20 protein-coding genes are annotated in these 18,935 nt (G+C 57.2%); 2 read left to right on the forward strand and 18 right to left on the reverse strand.

From position 1 onward, the window contains the following. Positions 1-54 precede the first annotated feature (54 nt). Complete coding sequence (locus QMX91_RS02170) at positions 55-831, reverse strand: AraC family transcriptional regulator (RefSeq protein ID WP_221733998.1); 777 nt, start codon at positions 829-831, stop codon at positions 55-57. A gap of 136 nt (positions 832-967) precedes the next feature. Further along, positions 968-2,692: a MobH family relaxase gene (gene mobH / locus QMX91_RS02175; RefSeq protein WP_221733999.1), complete on the reverse strand. Its 1,725-nt coding sequence runs from the start codon at positions 2,690-2,692 to the stop codon at positions 968-970. Positions 2,693-2,912: 220 nt separating this feature from the next. Between mobH and QMX91_RS02180 the strand changes: the two genes are divergently transcribed. Continuing rightward, on the forward strand, positions 2,913-3,110 hold the full coding sequence (locus QMX91_RS02180) for a hypothetical protein (protein WP_154906326.1): 198 nt from the start codon (positions 2,913-2,915) through the stop codon (positions 3,108-3,110). A 132-nt stretch (positions 3,111-3,242) separates the two neighbouring features. Here QMX91_RS02180 and QMX91_RS02185 read toward each other — a convergent pair whose 3' ends face one another. Continuing rightward, positions 3,243-4,202: a zincin-like metallopeptidase domain-containing protein gene (locus QMX91_RS02185; RefSeq protein WP_221734000.1), complete on the reverse strand. Its 960-nt coding sequence runs from the start codon at positions 4,200-4,202 to the stop codon at positions 3,243-3,245. Between the two features lie 133 nt (positions 4,203-4,335). Beyond that, positions 4,336-4,662 carry a hypothetical protein gene (locus QMX91_RS02190; protein ID WP_073162545.1) on the reverse strand — a complete coding sequence of 109 codons (327 nt, stop codon included), beginning with the start codon at positions 4,660-4,662 and terminating at the stop codon, positions 4,336-4,338. Positions 4,663-5,116: 454 nt separating this feature from the next. Between QMX91_RS02190 and QMX91_RS02195 the strand changes: the two genes are divergently transcribed. Then, positions 5,117-5,482 (forward strand): DUF3742 family protein, encoded by a 366-nt coding sequence (locus tag QMX91_RS02195; RefSeq protein ID WP_221734001.1) that lies wholly within the window; start codon positions 5,117-5,119, stop codon positions 5,480-5,482. A gap of 20 nt (positions 5,483-5,502) precedes the next feature. Here the strand turns inward: QMX91_RS02195 and QMX91_RS02200 are convergent, their stop codons facing one another. The 14 genes from QMX91_RS02200 to QMX91_RS02265 form a co-directional block, all read right to left on the reverse strand. After that, complete coding sequence (locus QMX91_RS02200; protein WP_221734002.1) at positions 5,503-7,047, reverse strand: conjugal transfer protein TraG N-terminal domain-containing protein; 1,545 nt, start codon at positions 7,045-7,047, stop codon at positions 5,503-5,505. Positions 7,048-7,057: 10 nt separating this feature from the next. Further along, positions 7,058-7,366 (reverse strand): hypothetical protein, encoded by a 309-nt coding sequence (locus tag QMX91_RS02205; RefSeq protein ID WP_073162538.1) that lies wholly within the window; start codon positions 7,364-7,366, stop codon positions 7,058-7,060. A 3-nt stretch (positions 7,367-7,369) separates the two neighbouring features. After that, positions 7,370-8,752 (reverse strand): integrating conjugative element protein, encoded by a 1,383-nt coding sequence (locus QMX91_RS02210; RefSeq protein ID WP_221734003.1) that lies wholly within the window; start codon positions 8,750-8,752, stop codon positions 7,370-7,372. Then, entirely contained in the window at positions 8,749-9,705 is a 957-nt protein-coding gene (locus tag QMX91_RS02215; RefSeq protein WP_221734004.1) for a TIGR03756 family integrating conjugative element protein, read from the reverse strand. The genes QMX91_RS02210 and QMX91_RS02215 overlap by 4 nt, the downstream gene beginning before the upstream one ends. A 445-nt stretch (positions 9,706-10,150) precedes the next feature. Then, positions 10,151-11,413: a hypothetical protein gene (locus QMX91_RS02220; RefSeq protein WP_221734135.1), complete on the reverse strand. Its 1,263-nt coding sequence runs from the start codon at positions 11,411-11,413 to the stop codon at positions 10,151-10,153. A gap of 33 nt (positions 11,414-11,446) precedes the next feature. Beyond that, positions 11,447-14,191: a conjugative transfer ATPase gene (locus QMX91_RS02225; protein WP_221734134.1), complete on the reverse strand. Its 2,745-nt coding sequence runs from the start codon at positions 14,189-14,191 to the stop codon at positions 11,447-11,449. Next, complete coding sequence (locus tag QMX91_RS02230; RefSeq protein ID WP_221734133.1) at positions 14,191-14,607, reverse strand: TIGR03751 family conjugal transfer lipoprotein; 417 nt, start codon at positions 14,605-14,607, stop codon at positions 14,191-14,193. Before QMX91_RS02230 ends, QMX91_RS02225 begins: the two co-directional genes overlap by 1 nt. Beyond that, positions 14,570-16,084, reverse strand: coding sequence for a TIGR03752 family integrating conjugative element protein (locus QMX91_RS02235; protein WP_221734132.1), 1,515 nt, complete (start codon positions 16,082-16,084; stop codon positions 14,570-14,572). Before QMX91_RS02235 ends, QMX91_RS02230 begins: the two co-directional genes overlap by 38 nt. Continuing rightward, positions 16,074-16,886 carry a TIGR03749 family integrating conjugative element protein gene (locus QMX91_RS02240; RefSeq protein ID WP_221734131.1) on the reverse strand — a complete coding sequence of 271 codons (813 nt, stop codon included), beginning with the start codon at positions 16,884-16,886 and terminating at the stop codon, positions 16,074-16,076. The genes QMX91_RS02235 and QMX91_RS02240 overlap by 11 nt, the downstream gene beginning before the upstream one ends. Further along, on the reverse strand, positions 16,883-17,524 hold the full coding sequence (locus tag QMX91_RS02245) for a PFL_4703 family integrating conjugative element protein (protein ID WP_221734130.1): 642 nt from the start codon (positions 17,522-17,524) through the stop codon (positions 16,883-16,885). The genes QMX91_RS02240 and QMX91_RS02245 overlap by 4 nt, the downstream gene beginning before the upstream one ends. Further along, positions 17,521-17,934: a TIGR03750 family conjugal transfer protein gene (locus tag QMX91_RS02250; RefSeq protein ID WP_221734129.1), complete on the reverse strand. Its 414-nt coding sequence runs from the start codon at positions 17,932-17,934 to the stop codon at positions 17,521-17,523. Before QMX91_RS02250 ends, QMX91_RS02245 begins: the two co-directional genes overlap by 4 nt. 7 nt (positions 17,935-17,941) lie before the next feature. Next, positions 17,942-18,313: a TIGR03745 family integrating conjugative element membrane protein gene (locus tag QMX91_RS02255; RefSeq protein WP_058426013.1), complete on the reverse strand. Its 372-nt coding sequence runs from the start codon at positions 18,311-18,313 to the stop codon at positions 17,942-17,944. A 17-nt stretch (positions 18,314-18,330) separates the two neighbouring features. Further along, positions 18,331-18,570, reverse strand: a complete 240-nt coding sequence (locus QMX91_RS02260) for a TIGR03758 family integrating conjugative element protein (protein ID WP_221734128.1) — start codon at positions 18,568-18,570, stop codon at positions 18,331-18,333. Continuing rightward, the gene (locus QMX91_RS02265) at positions 18,567-18,896 is read right to left on the reverse strand and encodes an RAQPRD family integrative conjugative element protein (protein WP_221734127.1); all 330 of its coding nucleotides are present in this window, start codon (positions 18,894-18,896) and stop codon (positions 18,567-18,569) included. Before QMX91_RS02265 ends, QMX91_RS02260 begins: the two co-directional genes overlap by 4 nt. Between the last annotated feature and the right edge of the window lie 39 nt (positions 18,897-18,935).

Genomic DNA, 18,935 nt, shown 5'->3' on the forward strand with positions numbered 1-18,935 from the left:
GAGAGAGCGAGTATTGATCAGTCCCGCCAAAGAATTGTTCGGGACTGCTATTTTTCAGTGGCCTGGCACTTGTTTACGCACACCGGCCGGCGTCAGGTGGCGGGCTTTCTTCAGGGCATGGGTTAACGCACTTTGGTCGGCGTAACCGGTGCGATGCGCAATATCAATGATCGACAACGACGTTTGGCGCAGCAGATCAATGGCCAGATTCAGGCGCAGGTTCGCGATATGCGAGAACGGGGTTGTGTTCAGGTGCTGCCCGAATAGGGTATACAAGCGCCGCTCGCTGGTGCCCGCATAACGCGCAATATCATGCACCGTCAGGGCGGTGGCCAGGTGCTGCTCGATGTAGGCCAGCGCGCGAGCGAGAATGAACTGGCCGGGGTCGCTGCGCGCAACCTCGGGCTGCAATAACGAACACAACAGCAACCGGCTCCAGGACTCGGCCATCGTGAGAGAGCCGATCAACCGTGCCCCATTGCTGCTGGCGTAATCGAGTAAATGCCGTATATCGGGCCTGACCGCAAAAAAGCGCTTGGCGTTGAGGGGGGCAAGTGATGCAGCACTACTTGTATGCGCTTCGTCACGGTCGGTCGATACATCCAACACCAGAAAATTGTTATGGGTGTTGGCCAGAAACGTATGCCGGGAACCCGCGCAAATCACAACCCCCTGGCTCGAATCGACCTTGCCACCTCGTCCGTCGACCTCAATTTCCATTGAGCCGGACTGAGAAAGGACTATTTGATAAAAGTCATGTTCGTGAAGCTCAACCTCACCTGAATAAGAGCGCAACGCCAGGGAAAACGATTGGGGGTTGGTAGCGCTCATCCATGACTCTCCTCGTGTCGAGGCATTTATCCTACGATACCGGTCCGCGCGGAGCCAGTCCGTTGCCTGCGATAATGCACAATGATGAAGGTCTGAATATGGCGATTGGAAGCATTACCCGCCGCACCACGGAAATTTAATGTTCAACAATTTTAAGAAAAGGATTATCGGGGAGTATCGATTCAAAAATTAATTTTTGGTCCATGATCAGATACCCCTTCAAGATGGTTTTCTTCCTCGGGCCTTGCACTTGGCATGCCCAGATATTCAGACCGTTGTCTCGCTTCTTGTGGACCTTCAGCTTCTCGAATTGTTTTTGCACCCGTCGCCATTCTTCAATCGCTTGATCGGTCCTCTGAGAGACGCCAGGAAACTCCTGCGCGTAACGTTGGAACAGACCGGGCGTGACCAAAAATACGCTGCCACTCACCGTGTGGATTTTGGCCTTGCTTTCATTGATGATTAGCTTGTGGCTTTGAATACTTACCCTGACCCAATTTAGGAAAGCCTGGCCTGGGTTGTCCGAATGCGGATATGAGATTTCGAGAGCGCTTACTGACGTTACTTCACGAACTTCAGGTTCTCCCGAGTCGATTATATCCAGTAACGAGCCGAGATAGTCGGCATCTTCGATCTCAATGGGATCTGGCAGCGAAGAGCTTTGATCTGATCTTGAATCGACGGCCTTTGGGGAGAGTGGTGATAGGGGAGCGTTGGGCTGAGTGTCATCGAGTGTAGCGCTTACCGTTCCGCTGAAAGTTTCGGGACGGTCTTCATTCCCCCAGATCAACGCCGGTTGAAGACGCAGAAACGTAAAGCTCTGCTGCCAGTTCCCCTGTGTCACAAGCGCGGTCCAGATGGCTTTGCCTTCCGGGGTAGACTCGACCAATCCATGCGACTGGAGTTCATCGAACACAGCGATGTTGGATGAGGGAATGTCCTCAATCGATTGCGACAGCAGATAGGCTCGCAGCTTGTCCGTGACCGTCTTGCTGACCAGCCAGAGTGCGTCCTGGGTCAGCCATCCCGCGGCACCTGGCTGGTTGAGTTTCAGCTCGTGCTGAACCAGATGACGCAGTCCGCTGATCAAGTGATGTTGCAGCGAATGAATCGGGGCCTGCAGCGCCTTGCTTGGGTTGCCACCGATGTTTTGCGCGGTGGAGACACGGTCGGCCTGCATCACCAACTCACCGAGCACGCCAGCACGTTCGTACTGACCGGCCAGGACATACAGCAGACTGGCCCATAGCGGCGGAAAGCCACTGAGCCAGTCCAGGATCGTGCGGTCGAGAATCTGGGTGTAGAGCAAGCCTGCGGCGGCGCCGTGCAGGTGATAGTCGCGGCCTTTGAGGTAGCGAAAACGGTAGGGTTGATCCAGGGAACCCTGCCAAGGATGCCAAAGATGGCCATCCTGGCGTTCGACCACCAGGTCCACGGCGATCTTCCCGATGTCATGCAGCAGCGCGCCATAGGCGATGCCCGCCGACCACGCGTCGGTCTGGGCCGCCTGGTCTTCGGGCGCGGCGCCAGTGGGAAGCAGATACGACTGACGCAGTTTCAAACTGCAAGCGACCAGTTCCAGTCCATGGTCGAGCATACCGCCGAGATACGCATGGTGGTGGGTCTCGCTGGCCGGGAGTTGCTGGACCTGTTCGGCGTAGCGATGGATCGGATTTAAATAGAGCTGGATGAACTGCGCGTGGGAGAGGGCGGTGTACTGCCATATGCGATCGAGCAACTGGCGGCGGTGCTCCGCAGCTAACAAGCTGTGAGCCGACTCGATGGGCAGGTAACCTTCGGCGACGTTGACGGTCAGTGGCGGAGAGGGCTTCTGCCTTTTGCGGCGAAACAGGCTGAGCATCGTGACCTCCGGGAAGTGGCTGGGTCAGTGGCCTTTTAGCCTTTTCGGATAGGGCTCTTACCCTTGCCCCCCCATTCCTTTCCAACCCTTACCGTCCTTTTGGCGCGTGTCCCTTTGCGCGGCAATCGGAATATGGATACTGCTAGGCATCGTTTTGTTGGGGCTAGTACGGCAAAGACAAGAGTCGGTACACTGCGGTGCCTATTTTTTGGGTCTTGCCATGAACCTCACTGACGCCACGCTCGTGCTGCTGCTCGCGGCACGTATCCATGGGACCGACGAAGCCGTCCGGGCCTCGGCTAAGAGCGTGGTCAAGAAGTTGCCGCGCAGTAAGCGTGATTTGATCTACAAGGTAATCGATAGCCGAAGTCCTCTCGAGCTGGTGGATTATCTGGCGCAGAATCTGGATGCGGAATGACAGGCTGCGGGTGTGTGCCCACCCCTGATTCTTTGCATCAGAGCCCGGCGGCATGGGGATTTTTCTGGGCGCAGAAAAAAGGGCCCAACTCGGGTTGGGCCCTGTGATGCGATTGCAACGGTGAGGTAGCGATCAAACTCCATCGTTCATGCATCGTGAGTCATCCATTACCACCTGCTTCAGTTGCTGCTCCAGGTTGAGTACAAACTCCGAGGCGCTTCGGGCCTGACCACTGGCGCGAAAGATCGCGCGTTTGTCAGCCTTGAGCAGGCCAAGCCAGGAGTCGATGTAGCCCTCGTGCCGCAGCTCCCCCTGTATACCGGCGTAGGCACATAAAAAAGCAGCGCCCATCTCGGCGATCAACTCCTCAAACGCGTAGCCTGGCGAGCCGAACGGACAGGCTGACGTCACGCCTTCGCGCTGCAACCGAGCGTGATGCCCTGTCCAGTGCGTCAGCTCATGAAGTGCCGTGGCGTAGTACCCGCTTTCATCGTGAAATTGTGCTTTTGTCGGCAGTTGGATGAGATCCCTGATCGGGTGATAAAAGGCTTCGTCGCCAGGCCGATGAACGATACGTGCACCTGAACTTAGCAGCAGATTTTCTGCGGCGCTAGTGGGTTGGAAGGGGTCACTCTGTTCCGTTTCGAGCAACGTGTCATTGGGCATTTCGAGCCCCTCTGTTTGCTCGATATTGAACAGAAAATGCGTCCTGAGAATGCCGAAGTGAGCGACCTTGGGTTGACCGTTTTCATCGAGTACGGGTTGGCCTGACTCGGTCTGTTCCTCGCGCTCCATCGGCTTGTAGAGCACCGCCAGAGTGCTGTGCTCACCTTTACGAATGTGCCCGCCAGCTTTTTTGGCTTGCTTGAAAGTCAGCCAACGATCTTGAGTGAACCCCTGCAACCTGGCCTCGGTCCAGAGCAGCGGTAAATTGATGCCCGAATACGGACGTCGCGTGATGGCGTTGATGGGGTAGGGTTGATGACCCATGTGAGCGGAGCCACTTGAGGACCAGGGTTTGATCCAGGGTGCAACGCCTTGGTCTAAAGCAGTAACGATCTTGTCTGTCACGTCTTGGTAGATATCGCGCATGGCAATTTCCTCGAGAGAAAAAACGGAGGAACGCCTTGCCCGTCGGGGGAGGGTTCCCCGGTTGGGTGATGGGTTGGATTGATACAGGTCTTGCATGCCGTCCGAATGTGGAGGTGGGCGCCGCCCATTGCGCTTAGCGCTGTTCTCCTGCAAGCGCGATCAGCAAGGCGCCAGGTTGACCCGGTTCTTGGAGTAAGCTCAGACTCAATTGCAGCAACGGGTCGTGGTCTAAGTGATCGGCTGGTTCAATATGCATTACCTCGAACAGCACGTAAGACTTATGTGGATAGGCCAGGTGGGCTTCGAAGGCTGCGCGCAACACGTGGCTCAACCGATCGACCTGCAGCTTCTCAGCATGATCGGATTGCTCGAGCAGTACAGCACGTTGCCACGCGCCAGGTGTGAACACGATGGGTAACCGAAGGGTGTTCAGTATTTCCGGTGTAAGTGAGTCGGGCATGGTATGTCTCCGTTGAAAACTCGAAGAAACCTGTCCCGCGCGGGGAAAGATTTCCCTGCAGTGGGTTGAAGAAAAACAAGAAGCTTGCCTGGCGAGCGAAGCTCGGAAGGCACTTAGATGAGGAGTAGGCGTTCATCACCGCGGCAACGGTCACCGTGCGAGCCACCGAACGCTAATCGCACTTGGGAAGAACCATCATCGAAGTGACGTAGCCTTGAAGGTTCTGGCTACCTGGGAGAGTGCTGTCGATAACAGCGATCCGTACCTTGTATTTAATCGTACGATTTATCTGGGTCAATCACTGTAGAGACGCTGGTTCACGGGACTTGTCTTCTGGCTTCCAATGAGGATTTTTCGACCGGGGAAACTGATATACGGTCAGGCATGGGCCGTTTTCGGTAGTAGGCTATTCCTCAAGGCTCAACCATGAAAACGCTCAGAAGAGGGCGAGACCATGCCGACTCAACAACCTGTTCAGAATTCACGTGCCCACCGCTGGGCGTATGTCTGTGGTCTGTCGGTGAAGCGTGGTTACCTTAGGTTGAAAACTTTTGAATCCCACATGGTTGAGCGTGCGGAGGCCGCAAGTGTGCCCGCAAGTAAATTTCTTGTTCGCGGGAGTTTTCTGACTGCCAAGCTCGCTCTGTTCGGAGCATTTCTTTTTGTCAGCTTCTGGTTGTTTATGCTGATGTGCACAATTGTCGTATTAGCAGCTATCCCATTTCAGGGTTCAGACGCTCCAGGTAGTGACGATCTCGACGATCCAATGCATAGACCGTCTCGGCCTGAGCGTTACGATAAATGGGGTTCTCTGAAGTAGGCTATTGGTTATTTTGAGCTCTATTTACGCGAAACAATTCTTGCACCGCTCATCAACTGAGAGGTCCCGTTAGAGCTCGCTGTCTGTGCTGCGTGGGTTCCCCTGGTGAGCATTCCTTCTACGCCTGAACCTACGCTATATCCGGCCCAACTCATTGCCCCGAGAAACAGCATCGGTAGCACGATGAACATCGCCCCCATCACATACTCGATCACCTGCGCGGTGACAGTCCCATCCATGAAGCCGGATGTGGGCAGCGACAACAGTACCTGATTGGAAGCCGAAACTTGGTTGTACAACGTATCGAGCATACTGGAGTCGACCCAGCGCGCCAGTTCCCACCAGAAGCTCAGCATGTGTAAGGTGAACAGCGCGAACGTCACAGTCATGACGGTCTTCAGCTGGTATGTACTGACCAGCAGGATCAACGGCAAGCTGATGATGACGCCCATGATCAGGAACGCCTGCACCATCGGCAGGGCGGCGCGTAGCGCATTCATTGCGGGAAAATTACTGAAGGAACCCAGTGCCAATCCAGTATTGGTGGCCAGGTTATTGAGACCCTGATTGATCGAACCTCCACGAGCGCTAGAGCCGTAGTCCTGATACACCTGTCCGGGCGACATGGACATCGATTGCTGGCGCGGGCTGACCAGCTCACGCAGGGTGGCATCTTCGATCTCGTTGCTCGAACGGCCAGTCAACCAACCTTTCAGCTGAGTCAGCAGCGAAGGATCGACCTGCTCGATCAAGCGCTCGCGTAGCCCAACACCACTGTCGCTCCACCAACGCTTGCAGGTGGGGTAGCCCGCGCCATTCTCCAACCGCGGCAAGGAAACATCGCGGTTGTCGTCATACGGCCACTTGACGCGCGGTGTACGTGAGCGATCGGTGTCGTAGTAGCCCGGAGTGTCGAGAAAATAGCTTGAGCCGATCCAGGACGCGTCGTGACTTTGTGCCTTGTCCAACTGCGGACGGTTGGTGAACAGCCGAGAGCGGGAATAGCCGTAGCAGTCGCGGGTGAAGTCGGCAACTTCCTGCTGCAGGACCTGACTGTCGATGCGCGAGCTGTCGATCTCCATGCGCATCTGTCGGATATCCGGTGCGCAAGGGATGGAGGCGGTGGCCGCCGCAGTCACGCCTTTGCTCAAGGCATGTACCAGGAACCACCAGATCGGCGCATTGGCAGAGCGTCCGCCAATGGTATTGAAGGTCGTCCCCCAGGCAGTTTCTTCTGGTTTGGCCACACTCACGCCGCAGCGCTGACTCGCCGCATCATCGAACGTCATTGACGAGAGGCTCAACGGAAACACAGGCGCGCAACCGAACAACACGACGATGTAGGCCAGCCACAATCGGTTCTCGATCCGCGGTACCGAGAGCAGTCCCTTGTTGCCTTCATCCGCGCCTTGCTGACGGGCAGACAACCATTCCTGCAAGATGATTGCACCAAAGGGCGCGGCGAATAGCCCGGTGTCGGACAGGACACTCCAGAGGCCGTTATTGATGATCCAGGCCAGCAGAGAGAGGTAAAACTCGAGGTAGCTGTTGGTGCTCATGAGCATGGTGGTGGCCTCACAGTCGGGTGAGTTCGACGCAAGTAACGAGCACGAGCCCTAATGCTCCGATGCACTTCACGCGCAATCGATCCTGTGGTCGATGTCGGTAGCGTCGAAGTAGATCCCACCAGATCGCAAAGAGGGCGCTGTAGAGCAAGGCACGCCACCACCGCAGATAAGGTCTTACGGATGCGAATGCCTGCTGCCAGGCCTCGAAACTACCCAGTGCAGTGAGGCCGATCCAGGCGACCAGTGCGACGCTCAGGATCATCGCCGCGGTAATTCCCAGACCTGAAAGCAAAGTGAATAGCCGTGAACGTTTCATGGCTTACTTTCGTCTGGCGTCAGCATCATTGAGTCGACCGGGCTCGGGGTCGCCTTGCTCGACTGTACGCGAAGCATCGGCACCACCGGCATGCCGATCGAGCACAAGGCTGGCGGTGTTGGTAGCCAGCATCTGGCGAACCTGCAGTTCGGTCTGCAGCAGGCGTATTTCGCGCTCCAGGGCGTCGATGTTTTTCGTTAAGGCGATTTGCGCCGGCTCGGCGGAAGCGATGTTCGGTTCGTGACTGCCTGCCAGCAGGGTGCGCAGTAGCAGCAGTGCCTTGTCGAGCACACTGGACAGGGCCGTCTCGCTGGCCAGACGGCGCGCCAGCAGATCCTGGTCGGGATCGTCGCGCAAGGCTTCGATCACGCCACGGGTCACCGGCAGCATTGGGCTCGAGGCTTTAGCCAAATTGTCAGGGGTAGGTGACAGCGAGCCGGACAGCAACCCTTGCAGGTACTTGAGGCGTTCGCTGTAGGCCTCCTGGATCAGCGGCGTCAATCCGCTGCCAGCGGTAGCACGCAGGGTTTCGCAGGTGTCGCAGGTCGAGACTTCGCTCTCGCCCAACACCCGAACAGCCCATTCTGATTCCTCCTGCGGCGAGGCCCAGGTCTGACAAATAGCCCCACCCAGGCAATCGCTGCTACTGATTAAGGCACTGTCCTCCACAGTCCGGTTGTGCAGCAGGTTGTAGCCTGCACGCACCACGTCGGAGGTCACCCGGATGGGCGTCTGCCCGCTGCCTCCAGCTTTCTGGCCTCCGACCCAGGACACCCCATTGTTGCCGTTATGGGTCTCGGTATTTTTCACCGCGGCCACCGCATCACCGCCAGTTTGCTCCAGGTTACCCTGCATCTCCTGGTTCTTAGCCAGCGCACCCCAGCCGGCTTGACCGACCTTGTCCGCCATTTTTTCGGCCATGGCTTGGCAGGTCAGTTTGGAACGGTCAAAGTCGATACGGCCCTGCATCACCCCGTTGCTCAACAACTCATAGAGGCCGGGATTGGCGCGTTGGATGATCAACGCCGGCAGCGACATCACCGCTTGGGTCGCGTTCTGCACGATACTGCCCATGATCTGCTGGAAACCTTCGGTGACGCCGTTCAGTTGGTTTTGCAGGGTGTTGGTGAGGCTCATGTTTCCGCACATCATGTTCGCTCGCCATGACCCGCCGACACCGATACCACTGGGTCGGTAGAGCGAACTCGGTGAGCCGACTGCCGAGCCGCCACCGATGGTGTACATCACTCGGTCGTCGAGTACTTCGCCTTGAGTGCCCAGGCGGTAATCACTTTCGGCGGCGTATGCATGTGTGGCAATGGCGAGCAGCCCGTAGAGCAACAGACTCACCAAGACAAACCATGATCGCGCGAGAAGCCGACTCATGAAGCACCTCCTTCGAAGTCGATGCTGAACAGGAAGGTCTGTCCTTCGCGCTTGCAGCAGCTGTAGGGGCGCCAAAGCGACCACGCGTAGCCGCCATCCGTGCTTTGTACTGGATCGCTGGGGAAGATGGCGCACGTGGGCTGAACCTGGGGGTAGAGCAATTGCCATTTGTGGGTCGAAGCGTCGTTTTCGACGATCGGGCTAGGCGGCCAGTAGCCGTCGCGTTTGGCGGGCGTGAGGGGCAAGTACACATGCGGCTGCCAGTTGCGGGTAATCACATCGCCGGCCCGTTGCGCCATGACTGCGGCCGCCTTGAAATCGTCGGGCTGTACCAAAAAACCCTGCCGGGGATAAACGCTGCCCCACATGTTTCCCGAAGCCTGACGTCCGATTTCACGGATCCCCGGCATGAGCGACTCGGGGTAAAGACTTTCCGGGATGCCATGGCGCCAGGCAAGTGAGTCCAGGGTGCTCAGGTAGTAGGGCATGAATGCCGTTGCGCCGCTGGCGCAGGCGTAGCCGGATTGCGAAGCCAGTTGCGTGGCTGCCCACCCGCCGGGGTGGCCGATGCCATCAACGTTCTTGAAGCGGGTCAGGTTGTCGCGGTGGGTGTTCGGGGTGATCAGGTTGCCGCCACCTTCCGAACCGCTGATGGGAGAGGAGAGGGTGGCCATCTCGGTCCATGGGTTATTGCCCGTGGTGGTGTAGCTTGAGACCACCAGTTCAGGAGTGAAATGACGAACCTTGGTGGAGGTTTTGACCTTGCAGCCAAAGGGTGTGCAGAGAAGCCAGAAACAAATGCCGACGATCCTGTATTCGAGACAGTTTGGCGAAAGCACGGAGGACGTGATACTGCCGGTGTCCAGCGCCACGCTTGGGCCGCACGCCAGCAGGACGCTCAGCGCGAAGGGCCGTAGCTTCGTGGGCGGGATTGACGAGCAGGCAACAGGCATGATCCGGGCTCTCGGTATATGGCCTGGGCAGGTTCGGTCAGAGACTGAAGACTGTCAGTGGAAATTATGAACGTGGATCTATCGGGTTTGAGATGCGTGAGACAATGATCTGACGCGAACAGCGCTTCGCAGGATATCGGGTTCCACAAGAAACTGATCTGCGGTGATCTCGAAAGTATTGACGAGGGTTCATCATCACTGGTGAACCTCTTCGTCCAAGGCGCTAATTAAGTCGTCAAGTTTAAGATCCCTGTACTGTTGAGATCTCCCCTAGTATTTCCCAACCGCCGCTAAGGTTCGGTGATGATCATCCCGGTGGACGCGTATTGTTGTCGGGAAGTCCTGGAGCTAACGACTTGCCAGTGTTTAGGGGAGGATCATGGTTGCTAATTGAAAAACACTTAGACCTTATAATCATGCGCTAATGGTGTGTTTAGTTTGTGTGCTATCTGTTTGTGTTGGAGTAGCCTAGGATGCCAGTAACCAGCCCGCATTGGCTATAGTTTAGAGTTCCAGTCATTTCAAATGTGATATTTCCATTGATTTCTTTTAAATTTCGAGCTCCAATTGGTTTGGATATAGCTGTTTCTCCTGAGTATTGAGGCGTTCGAGTGATAAAGTATTGGGGGAGAGAAAAGTTTACGGTTTTTACCTCCGTTTTAGCTTCTCTGCGATAGGTCAGTAGCTCGTCAAAATTTTGGGTCATTGCTTGCTGAAATAGCTCGGCCTCAAATCCGACAAATGCTAATTGCCCGTTACCAATCCAAATCGAAAGCCCGCCGGTGTTTTCTCCTTTAATAAAAGTGTTGCGGGAAAGAAATGGATTTTCGTAGTTTTCTGTTTTTTTGGGTTTAAGGTGTTGTTTGTTATATTGGAAAATGTCGTTTGAGGTATTAAGCTTTTGAAGGCGTGCGTATAAATCTCGTGAAAGAGCAGACTGCGGCGCAATAAGTCTGATCCAGTTCTCGATAAATGTCATCCTCGCGAGGACTCGATAATCTACTGGTGATCTATCAATAAACTCGCCAGGGGGGTCAAGAAGCCAACATTTAGCGTTCCGGGTTGTATCCTTGTCGAACGAGCCAATCGCGCCATAGTAAAGCGTATTGGAGACTCCAAGTGGACGTTGAGCCAGTTTCTTTCCTAAGATGCTTTTTTTATGATGCGGAACAGAGCCCGTTTTTTTATTATTGTCTGGTACATGCGCCCCTTTTGTTTCAATCTGAATGAATTGCGTGCTGGAGCTTGCAGTGTTGGTTATAAAGTCAAGGGTTTTTTTGCTTTTTCCTTTTCCCCTTAGTTCCGGAATTGGAGTCCAGTCTGGTAAGGTTAGGTCGTGTAACTTGTCAATAATGCAAAGACCAACGGCCTCACCTAGCCGAGTTGTGATATCTCCTGGCACATCAGAAACAGTCTGCTGTATTCGAACCGATCCACCATTAAAATCGACTAGTAGCTGAGAATGTTCCGCCATGGTTCGTATGTGGTTGCGGAGATTCTGGATGCTAGAGTATTCAGCGGGGCCAGAACCTTTGCGGTGAACCATCATGTAGGTTAATAGGTCTGCTGGATGTATTTCTGTTGGGGATTTAATAAGTTCGATTATAGCGTTTGCGGGGTAAGGTTTGTTGGTTAACAGGTCTTTGTGTTGTGTGTCATAACAGATGACATCAATCATTATAGGGGTCTGGGGGGCTTGCCATTGCATGGTTTTGGATTTTCCAGATTTTCGTGTTGGATGCTACATGCCTCTTATACTATCAATCTGTTTTGCTACTTGATAGGCGGCTTCAAGTTCAGAGCATTTTTCGCTCTGCATTAGCCTCCATCGCTCTGCTTTTTCTTCGGGCTCCGTCATGGCCAGGGCGAGATAGAGGCTAGGTGGCACGGCCCGAAACAGCGTTTCGAGCTTCTTCGATAGCACAACCCCCTCAGTGTATTTTCCCGGCTCCTTACTGGCGGAGAGCAGCAAGGCTTTCTGTGCCGAAGTGAGCGTCTTGAAACGCGCGATCTCCTCGATCTCCGCTGGCGGCATGTTCAAGCAAATCCACCACTCAATCATGTTGAGCATGGTCTGCGCGGCAGCTGGAAAGTCAGCAAGGTTCTGCGTCGCCAACCAGAACCAAGCACCAAGTTTGCGCCACATCTTCGTCCCCTTGACCACGAATGGCGCCAGCAGCGGGTTTTTGGTGATGATATGGCCCTCGTCGGTGACCATGATGATCGGTCGCCCCAGGTACTGGTCGCGTTCGGCAACGTTGTTCACGGTGTTCATCAGGCTGATGTAGCTGATGGACATCTGGGCTTCGTAGCCTTCGCGAGCGTAGGTGGCCAAATCGACGATGGTCACATCGCTCTCGGGCCAAGGTGTGCCTTCGCGATCGAACAGTTCACCCTCGAAACCCTGGCAAAACAGGTCGATGGACTCGCCCATTTCCTGGGCACCCCCGCGACGCTTCTCCGGCAAGTGCGTGTCGGCGGCTACGCGCAGTAAAGCGTCGCGCACGTCGCGGGTCAGTACCTGACGGTCCGCGGCGACACACACACGCGCCGCATCCAGAATGCATTCGCGGATCAAGCTGCGATCGGCTCGACTCAGGCGCGCCTCTTCCTTGGCCTCGCCGCCGGTGATCATCAGTCGAGCGGTAATTTCCAATTCGCCAAGAACATCGCGTTGGTCTTCGCGACTTGCTACCGCCTCATCGTCCAGCTCATCGATCGACAGACTCGCGACCTGGTCCTGCTGCTCGACCAGGCGCCAAGCATCAGCAAAGGGGGCGAGACTGACCGAAGCGCCAGGTTTCAACTGGACCTTGTTGACCGAGAGGCCTTGTGTCGCAAAGTAGTCACCCTGCAAACCAAACGAATTGCCGGCCTCGACGATAAATAAGCGAGGGCGGTACACCGCCATGACCTGCATTAGCAGGGTGACCAGGGTGGCTGACTTGCCGGCGCCGGTGGGGCCAAACAACAGCAGATGGCCGTTCATGGCCCGGTCCAGGCGTGACAACGGATCAAAGCTCAACGGCGAGCCACCACGATTGAACAGGGTGATGCCGGGGTGTCCGGTTCCCATGCTGCGGCCCCAGACCGGAACAAGGTTCGCCAGGTGCTGGGCAAACATCAGGCGGGTGTACCAGTTGCGCGTGTCGCGAGCCGGGTTGTAAGCCATCGGTAACCAACGCAGGTAGCTGTTGCAGGCGGCGACTTCATCGCCTTCGCGTACCGGTTGCAGCCCCGCACCCAGCAGCGCGTTGGCCAGGCTGACCGAGTGTTGGTGCAATTGCTGCTTATCGTGACCGCGCACGTAGAACGCCAGGGTTCCTCGGTACAGCTTGTGCTGGCGACCGATGATTGCACGAGCCTCTTCAACATCTTGGCGGGTTTGGGTCGAGGCCAGGTTTTCACCGATCGCTTTGCGCGCCAGGCGATTCAACTGATCCTCAAGTACATCCTGCGGTTTGACCACCAAGGTCAGACTCATCACCGTGCCTTCGGGTAACTGGTCGAACAGGGCATTCACTGCGTCGCCCTTGCGGGTTTCTCCGGTGAGTTGACCAATCAAGGGAGCCCGGCGCAGCTTGTCCACCACCATGACCCGATGGGGTTGGCCATCGAAGAACCAGAGTCCGCGCTGGACATCCGAACGGGGCTCGTTGAAAAATAGGCGCTCGGCGAAATCGTGATCGAAGGGCAGTTCCAGCGACTCACCGTCGACCGACTCCGGATAGGCCACGCGGTGGTAGAACTCCTCGGGTGCTTCATCGGTGAGCTTGGGTGCTGGATTGAACCAGGGCAACAACCAGGCATACAGACCTTGCCCATCGACTCGCGTCGATTGCACACCGCATGCCTGCAACGAACCCGCAATACGTTCGCAAGCCTGTTGCAGGGATTGCACAGGGGTGAGTCCTGCCTCCTCAGCGTCAGAGTCAAGCCAGCGATAGACCACCAGGCGCACCCGGCGGTTATTGCCACGCCACGGCAGACGTGTCACCACTTTATCCTCAAACAGACCGCCAGGCTTGGCAATGGCCTTCAGATGCTGGCGGCTCACCTCCAAATATGCCTCTGTGAAAACGGTGCCTCGTGCTTTGTCCTGAATATAATCGGTGAACCGGGTCAGGTAGGGGGTGAAGTCGTTGTCGTCCTGGCAGAAAAACTGCGCCACCCAAGGAGCTTGATCCAGCTCGTCAAAGCTATCCTGCAGGGCATCTTCAAGGGCATCGCGGGCCGCCATCAACCAATCGGGCTCGCGCCCTTCAGTGCCGATGGGCAGCAACTCGAACACCGCGCCCACCGAGCGATTGTCGTCGAGCAGAAAACACTGCTCGGCGTCCATGTACTCGACCCACGGCAGGTAATCGGTGAAGCTGGGGTTGTGCGCATAGAGCGCGGCTTCATCAGCCAAGGTGGCACGAGGGCGCAATGGATTGCGCCAAGCTTTCCACGCAGGAGTACGGTTCCGCGAATCGTCGGTACGCACTACAAGTCTTCCTGACGTTCACCCGGCAATGCGTACTGCACGCGTTGGTAAAACGGAAAGGCTGTGGAGTAACCCGGAACCGGTGCCTGCTCGGTGCCACTTAAATGCGGATACACGTACAGCACCAGATCGGGATTGGGCAGGCGAGGAAACAAATTGTGGATCTCGTTCGTCGCTGTGCGCGTGTACGGTTCCTGGAGAGCCGCGGAGACATCTGCCTGAGCCAGCGGGCGGCGTAACTGCTGTCGAGCATCCAGCAGTTGCTGCTGAGTGCCTTTCGAACCGGCGCCGTTCCAGATATCCATCATGGTTTGCTCGCCATGGGGCAGAAGCGTCTCCTTGTCGGTGGAACACCCCGCCAGGACCCAGCAGAGCAAGCTAATCCAGGTCAGGCAGAGAGGCATGGTCTTTTTCATGGCGAACGCTCCGGCCCATGGGCTCGTAGTCGATGGTGATCTCATGGTCGAGGTGCAGTGCGACCTGTGCGGCCGGTGGCACATACACGGCAGCAAAGGCTTCGCCGTACAGTTTGTTGACCCACTCGCGGATGTCGCTGACCCCACCACTGAGAATTGAATTCAGTGCGCTATTGCCACTGCTGCTGGTGACCCCGAAGGCACTGCCGCCCGAACTGATCACGCTGCTGTTGTTCCGCTCATCCCCAAGCAGCACTGCGACACCGGCACCGGCGGCAGTGATCAGGCTCTGGCTGCCGAGGTATTGCTGGGCGTTCGAGCGGCGCTCGCCAGCGATGCAAGGAATGCCATACGGATCGGACAGGTAACCGAGCCCGCCACGGATCTTGTCGGTGTTCGAGCTCTGGGTGGAGGCATTACGGCTGGCTATCGCCTTCGGCTGCGGCACCGTGCGGATGGTGCCATCGGTAAAAACAAAGGTAATTGACTCGACCTGTCCGCGTACGCAGGACAGGGTCCAGTCACCGGACGCCGTGCCGCTCATCACGGCCCCCGCGACGTCCGGTAGGTCGATGCCGTTGGCGGTCAGGTTTTCCGGACCGACCAGCACCTTGAAGGGATAGGGGTCATTCACGGTGCCGTCCACCGGGACTCGGCCGATCAGCGCAGTCATGGCGACCGAGCCCAACAGCGTGGCGTTTTCGGGGATCGTGTAGACCGGCTTCGCGCCTTTGGTACGATCAACGGATCGCGTCAGGTCGCGCTCACCCTTGGTAACTGCACGTAGCTGTTTCTGGCTGCGATCAATGGCGTTATTTTTCATGCCCTCCAGCGAGTTGAAGGCGGTAGGCAGGCTCAGTGCGGAGGAAGTCGTGGTTTTGCCTCTGGCGTCGGTGGACGGAGCATCCGAGGGTTCAATCCACTGCAGCGCATCATTGGTAGAATGCCGCCCTTCGAACTGAGCGCCGTCGCCGGGCTCAAGCCCCAATCCGATCGGCATGTCCTTGCTTTTGCCAGCCAGTCCCGACAACTGATCCTGCAATTGCGTCAGCAGACCGCGAGCCTGACGACTGTCTTGTTCCGCTTTGAGCCGGGCCTCGTTGGCTTGGCGGCGGCCTTCGTCGACCTGCTGGGTCACGCTGCCAAGCGCCGTCTGGATACGCGAATCGACGCTGTTTTCCCGCTCGCGCAGGCGGTTGTTTTCCGTCTGCAGCGAATCGTTGTGTTTCTTCAAACCGAGCATGTCGCTGCGCATGGCCTTCACCTGCCCGACCAGGGTGGCGACCGTGTCGCGTGGGGTATCGCCCGCAATGCCGAGCGACTTGGCTTGCTCGGCGGATAGTTGAATATTGCCCTGATCAACTGGGTGGTCTGGAGAAGGCGTGCTGCCACTCGGGACCCAAGTTTTCAGGATGATAAGCACCACGCCCAGCAGCGCAGCCGGCACCAGCCATTTGAGCAAGGCGTTAGCTTTCATCGTCAGCACCTCGCGCAACGGGCGCGAGCAGCACCGCTTGTTCGAGGCCGGCACCGCGGGTGACAAGGTACGCGATCGTGGTGTCTTCAGCGCTGCCGACAGGCCCGAGGAAAGCATGCTGGAAGGCCGCGGCGAACAGCTTGGCCTGAAGCCGCCGTGGATCGAGTTGCACCGTCTTTGAACCACGATTGCGCAACTTCACCGCCGTCACCCAGTAATCACCGAGTCGCCAGACGGCGATGGGTGTGCTGGACACGTTTTCGGTCGGCAGCAGGGTTGGCAGTTCGGTGCGCAGCTTGAGCGGGACGCGGCTTACGCCGGGTAGGGATTCTACGGTGCGCAGCGGCGCGTACAGGCTTTGCGCGGCGTAGCGCGTCAAAGCGACCGGGATCGGTGTGCGTTCTGGAGCAGGGACGGCGCTAGATTCAGCCTCGGTAGCTTGCCCCTGAGCATTCTTGAGAATACGTACGGGCTCCAGCGGGTGATCGCCGGGAGTGGCCGCGATATCCAAGAGGATAATCTCGCCCGTCTTGACCGATTGCAGTTGCAGTCGGGTCGGTGCAATGGCTTCTGACGCGCGCAGGTACAGCGTGCCGCCAGTTGATTGCACACGCAGTTTGCCTGTCAGGGTTGAGGGCACACCAACTCGAACAGCCTCGTCGATAAAGACCACCCGCTCCTGATTAATCACAAGAGGGACCGCGAGGGGGAGGCGTTCCCAACGCATCAACTCGACGGCCTGCGCTGCACCACCGCATAACATCAGTACGACGGTGAGTCCCAGGGTAGACATCCGCATCATGGCTCACCTCCAGGCAGCGAGATTTTTTGCGGAGTGCCCTGATAACAATCCAGTGCCAGTCCCCACTTGTTGCGTTCGGGGTCCAAGTCGAATCGCACCACGCGCAATGGATAACGCACCACCACTCGTTTCACCGGCTCGGCGGCGTAATACTCATCGGCATTAAGGTCGAGCCTGACCAGCCAACTGTCGCGATCGAGTTGCTTGACCCTGAGTTCCGGATCTTCACTGTAGCCTCGGCCGAGAATCTCGTAGACGCCACGCACCCGCTGGCGCAGCTCGCCGGCGGCCTTGCGGTACTCATAGTCACCGTCAAGGAAGGTCTTGCAGGCGGGTGTCAGATAGGACTGCAGGCCATAGATGGCGCGGCGATAGTCCTGCTCGCCATCCGAGGGCCAGCGGTTGAGCTGGCCAAAGATATACAGGGCAAAGGCATAGACATTCTCTGAGGGGATATCCCACCACTTGCGCGTGCTGCCCGAGCGCAGATCTGGCGGTACATGCACGGTCAGATCGGTCGGCGCCGAGCGCCAGCCATACCAGAGTCCGGCACAGACTAGGGTGAGGATCATTACCGCCAGACGCAGGCTGAAGATGTGGGCCTGCTGGGCGTCCACCTTGTTCCGAAAACGGCTCATCGCTGCCTCCGGGACAGAGCAGGGCGCAGCCGACGCGAGCGACGGATCGTCCAGGCGCCGGAGTGAAGGATCAAACTCCCGCGACCCAGGCGCCAACGGCTGGCCAATACCCATTCGAGCTTGCGGTACAACCAGGTCTCGGGACGGGCCCGTTTGGCCCGACGCAGTAGCGTGCCACCGGCCAATAGCACCACCGCCATGCCCGCAATCATGCCGGTCGGTGCCACGGCTATGGAAGCGGTGGCGATCGCCAGAGGAACGCCCAGCAGCAGGCCGACGAGTGCGCCGAGACCGAGCGCTACCCACATCTCATTATTGGTCAAACCACGCAATACGGCGGGATCACGATTGAGTCGCTCCGGCAGAAAGACCAAAGTGCCGTCGGCAAGGCGTTCGATAGTGTCGTTCATGCCAACCTCACAGAATCGCGGCAGCCTTGGTGAGGAACCAGATGATGATCACCACCAACAGGGCGCCGATACCCACTACCGCGCCGAGGTCTTTCCAGGTCTTGCGTTGGTTTTGGACATCGGCGAATACGGTCAGGGAATGCCAGGCCACGCCGAGAAAAGCGAGCAGGGCAATCAGTAGACCGAGCAGAATGCCGCCGTCGTAGGCGTAGTTTTTGATCGTCTCGATCAATCCGGACCCTTCACCACGTGAAGGAGCTTCCATGGTCGGTAGCTCGGCAAAAGCTAGGCCTGGACCAAGCACAAGCAGAAGACCGATCAAGCGTTGGCTTGCGCGATCACGCAGGTTGTTTTTAAGGGGGACAAGGCACTTGAGCATGATGGCGATCTCCGGTGTTAGGACAGGGTGAAGAACATCAAAATCAGCAAGGTGAGCAGTACACGCGCAGCGCTGCCGCCAAAGGCTCCAAAGCGCACGCTTCCTGTCGCCCAGCCCCGGTAAGCCGTCCACATCACCCAGGCACACCACAGCAAAGCCAGGACGAGAACCAGGGACATCCACAGTGTTGAGCTGCTCTGCGCCGAAAAGCCGGAGGCGTTTTGGAAGGCCGCGGTCTGAGCGTCAGTCATGCTCATGGCGAGGACTCTGCGGATGGTGTGTCGAGACGGTATTCTCCAACCAACTCAGTGGAGTCGCGGGGTTGAGCGCGAGAGGGGGAGAGATAGTCCTGCACACCCTGGCGGATGCGCTGGATGTCTTGAGTTAGGCGAGGATAGTCAAAGCGGTAACGTGTATTTGACTCTGGTGCTTCGTCACGTGAGGTCCGTAGTACCAACGTGTCGAGAGTATCTAACTGTCTGATGAGTAGACTGAGTTGCTGCTCATGCTCGCCCGCAGCAAAGCAGTCGCTGTGAAATGCGATCACAGTGAGCATGAGAAAACGAATAGGAAAAACGGACATTGTGGTGGTCCCGACGTTGGTCTGGAATTAAGATCTCCG

It is taken from the genome of Pseudomonas sp. PS01299, from assembly GCF_029960145.1.
In the GTDB taxonomy this organism is placed as follows: domain Bacteria; phylum Pseudomonadota; class Gammaproteobacteria; order Pseudomonadales; family Pseudomonadaceae; genus Aquipseudomonas; species Aquipseudomonas putida_A.

Excerpts from the sequence above, each read along its gene's own strand:
- QMX91_RS02190 (WP_073162545.1), bottom strand. The coding sequence starts at position 4,662 with ATGCCCGACTCACTTACACCGGAAATACTGAACACCCTTCGGTTACCC.
- QMX91_RS02245 (WP_221734130.1), bottom strand. The coding sequence starts at position 17,524 with ATGAGCCGTTTTCGGAACAAGGTGGACGCCCAGCAGGCCCACATCTTC.
- QMX91_RS02230 (WP_221734133.1), bottom strand. The coding sequence starts at position 14,607 with ATGAAAAAGACCATGCCTCTCTGCCTGACCTGGATTAGCTTGCTCTGC.
- QMX91_RS02220 (WP_221734135.1), bottom strand. The coding sequence starts at position 11,413 with ATGCAATGGCAAGCCCCCCAGACCCCTATAATGATTGATGTCATCTGT.
- QMX91_RS02255 (WP_058426013.1), bottom strand. The coding sequence starts at position 18,313 with ATGCTCAAGTGCCTTGTCCCCCTTAAAAACAACCTGCGTGATCGCGCA.
- QMX91_RS02180 (WP_154906326.1), top strand. The coding sequence starts at position 2,913 with ATGAACCTCACTGACGCCACGCTCGTGCTGCTGCTCGCGGCACGTATC.
- QMX91_RS02265 (WP_221734127.1), bottom strand. The coding sequence starts at position 18,896 with ATGTCCGTTTTTCCTATTCGTTTTCTCATGCTCACTGTGATCGCATTT.
- QMX91_RS02235 (WP_221734132.1), bottom strand. The coding sequence starts at position 16,084 with ATGAAAGCTAACGCCTTGCTCAAATGGCTGGTGCCGGCTGCGCTGCTG.
- QMX91_RS02185 (WP_221734000.1), bottom strand. The coding sequence starts at position 4,202 with ATGCGCGATATCTACCAAGACGTGACAGACAAGATCGTTACTGCTTTA.
- mobH (WP_221733999.1), bottom strand. The coding sequence starts at position 2,692 with ATGCTCAGCCTGTTTCGCCGCAAAAGGCAGAAGCCCTCTCCGCCACTG.
- QMX91_RS02200 (WP_221734002.1), bottom strand. The coding sequence starts at position 7,047 with ATGCTCATGAGCACCAACAGCTACCTCGAGTTTTACCTCTCTCTGCTG.
- QMX91_RS02240 (WP_221734131.1), bottom strand. The coding sequence starts at position 16,886 with ATGATGCGGATGTCTACCCTGGGACTCACCGTCGTACTGATGTTATGC.
- QMX91_RS02205 (WP_073162538.1), bottom strand. The coding sequence starts at position 7,366 with ATGAAACGTTCACGGCTATTCACTTTGCTTTCAGGTCTGGGAATTACC.
- QMX91_RS02250 (WP_221734129.1), bottom strand. The coding sequence starts at position 17,934 with ATGAACGACACTATCGAACGCCTTGCCGACGGCACTTTGGTCTTTCTG.
- QMX91_RS02215 (WP_221734004.1), bottom strand. The coding sequence starts at position 9,705 with ATGCCTGTTGCCTGCTCGTCAATCCCGCCCACGAAGCTACGGCCCTTC.
- QMX91_RS02210 (WP_221734003.1), bottom strand. The coding sequence starts at position 8,752 with ATGAGTCGGCTTCTCGCGCGATCATGGTTTGTCTTGGTGAGTCTGTTG.
- QMX91_RS02170 (WP_221733998.1), bottom strand. The coding sequence starts at position 831 with ATGAGCGCTACCAACCCCCAATCGTTTTCCCTGGCGTTGCGCTCTTAT.
- QMX91_RS02195 (WP_221734001.1), top strand. The coding sequence starts at position 5,117 with ATGCCGACTCAACAACCTGTTCAGAATTCACGTGCCCACCGCTGGGCG.
- QMX91_RS02260 (WP_221734128.1), bottom strand. The coding sequence starts at position 18,570 with ATGAGCATGACTGACGCTCAGACCGCGGCCTTCCAAAACGCCTCCGGC.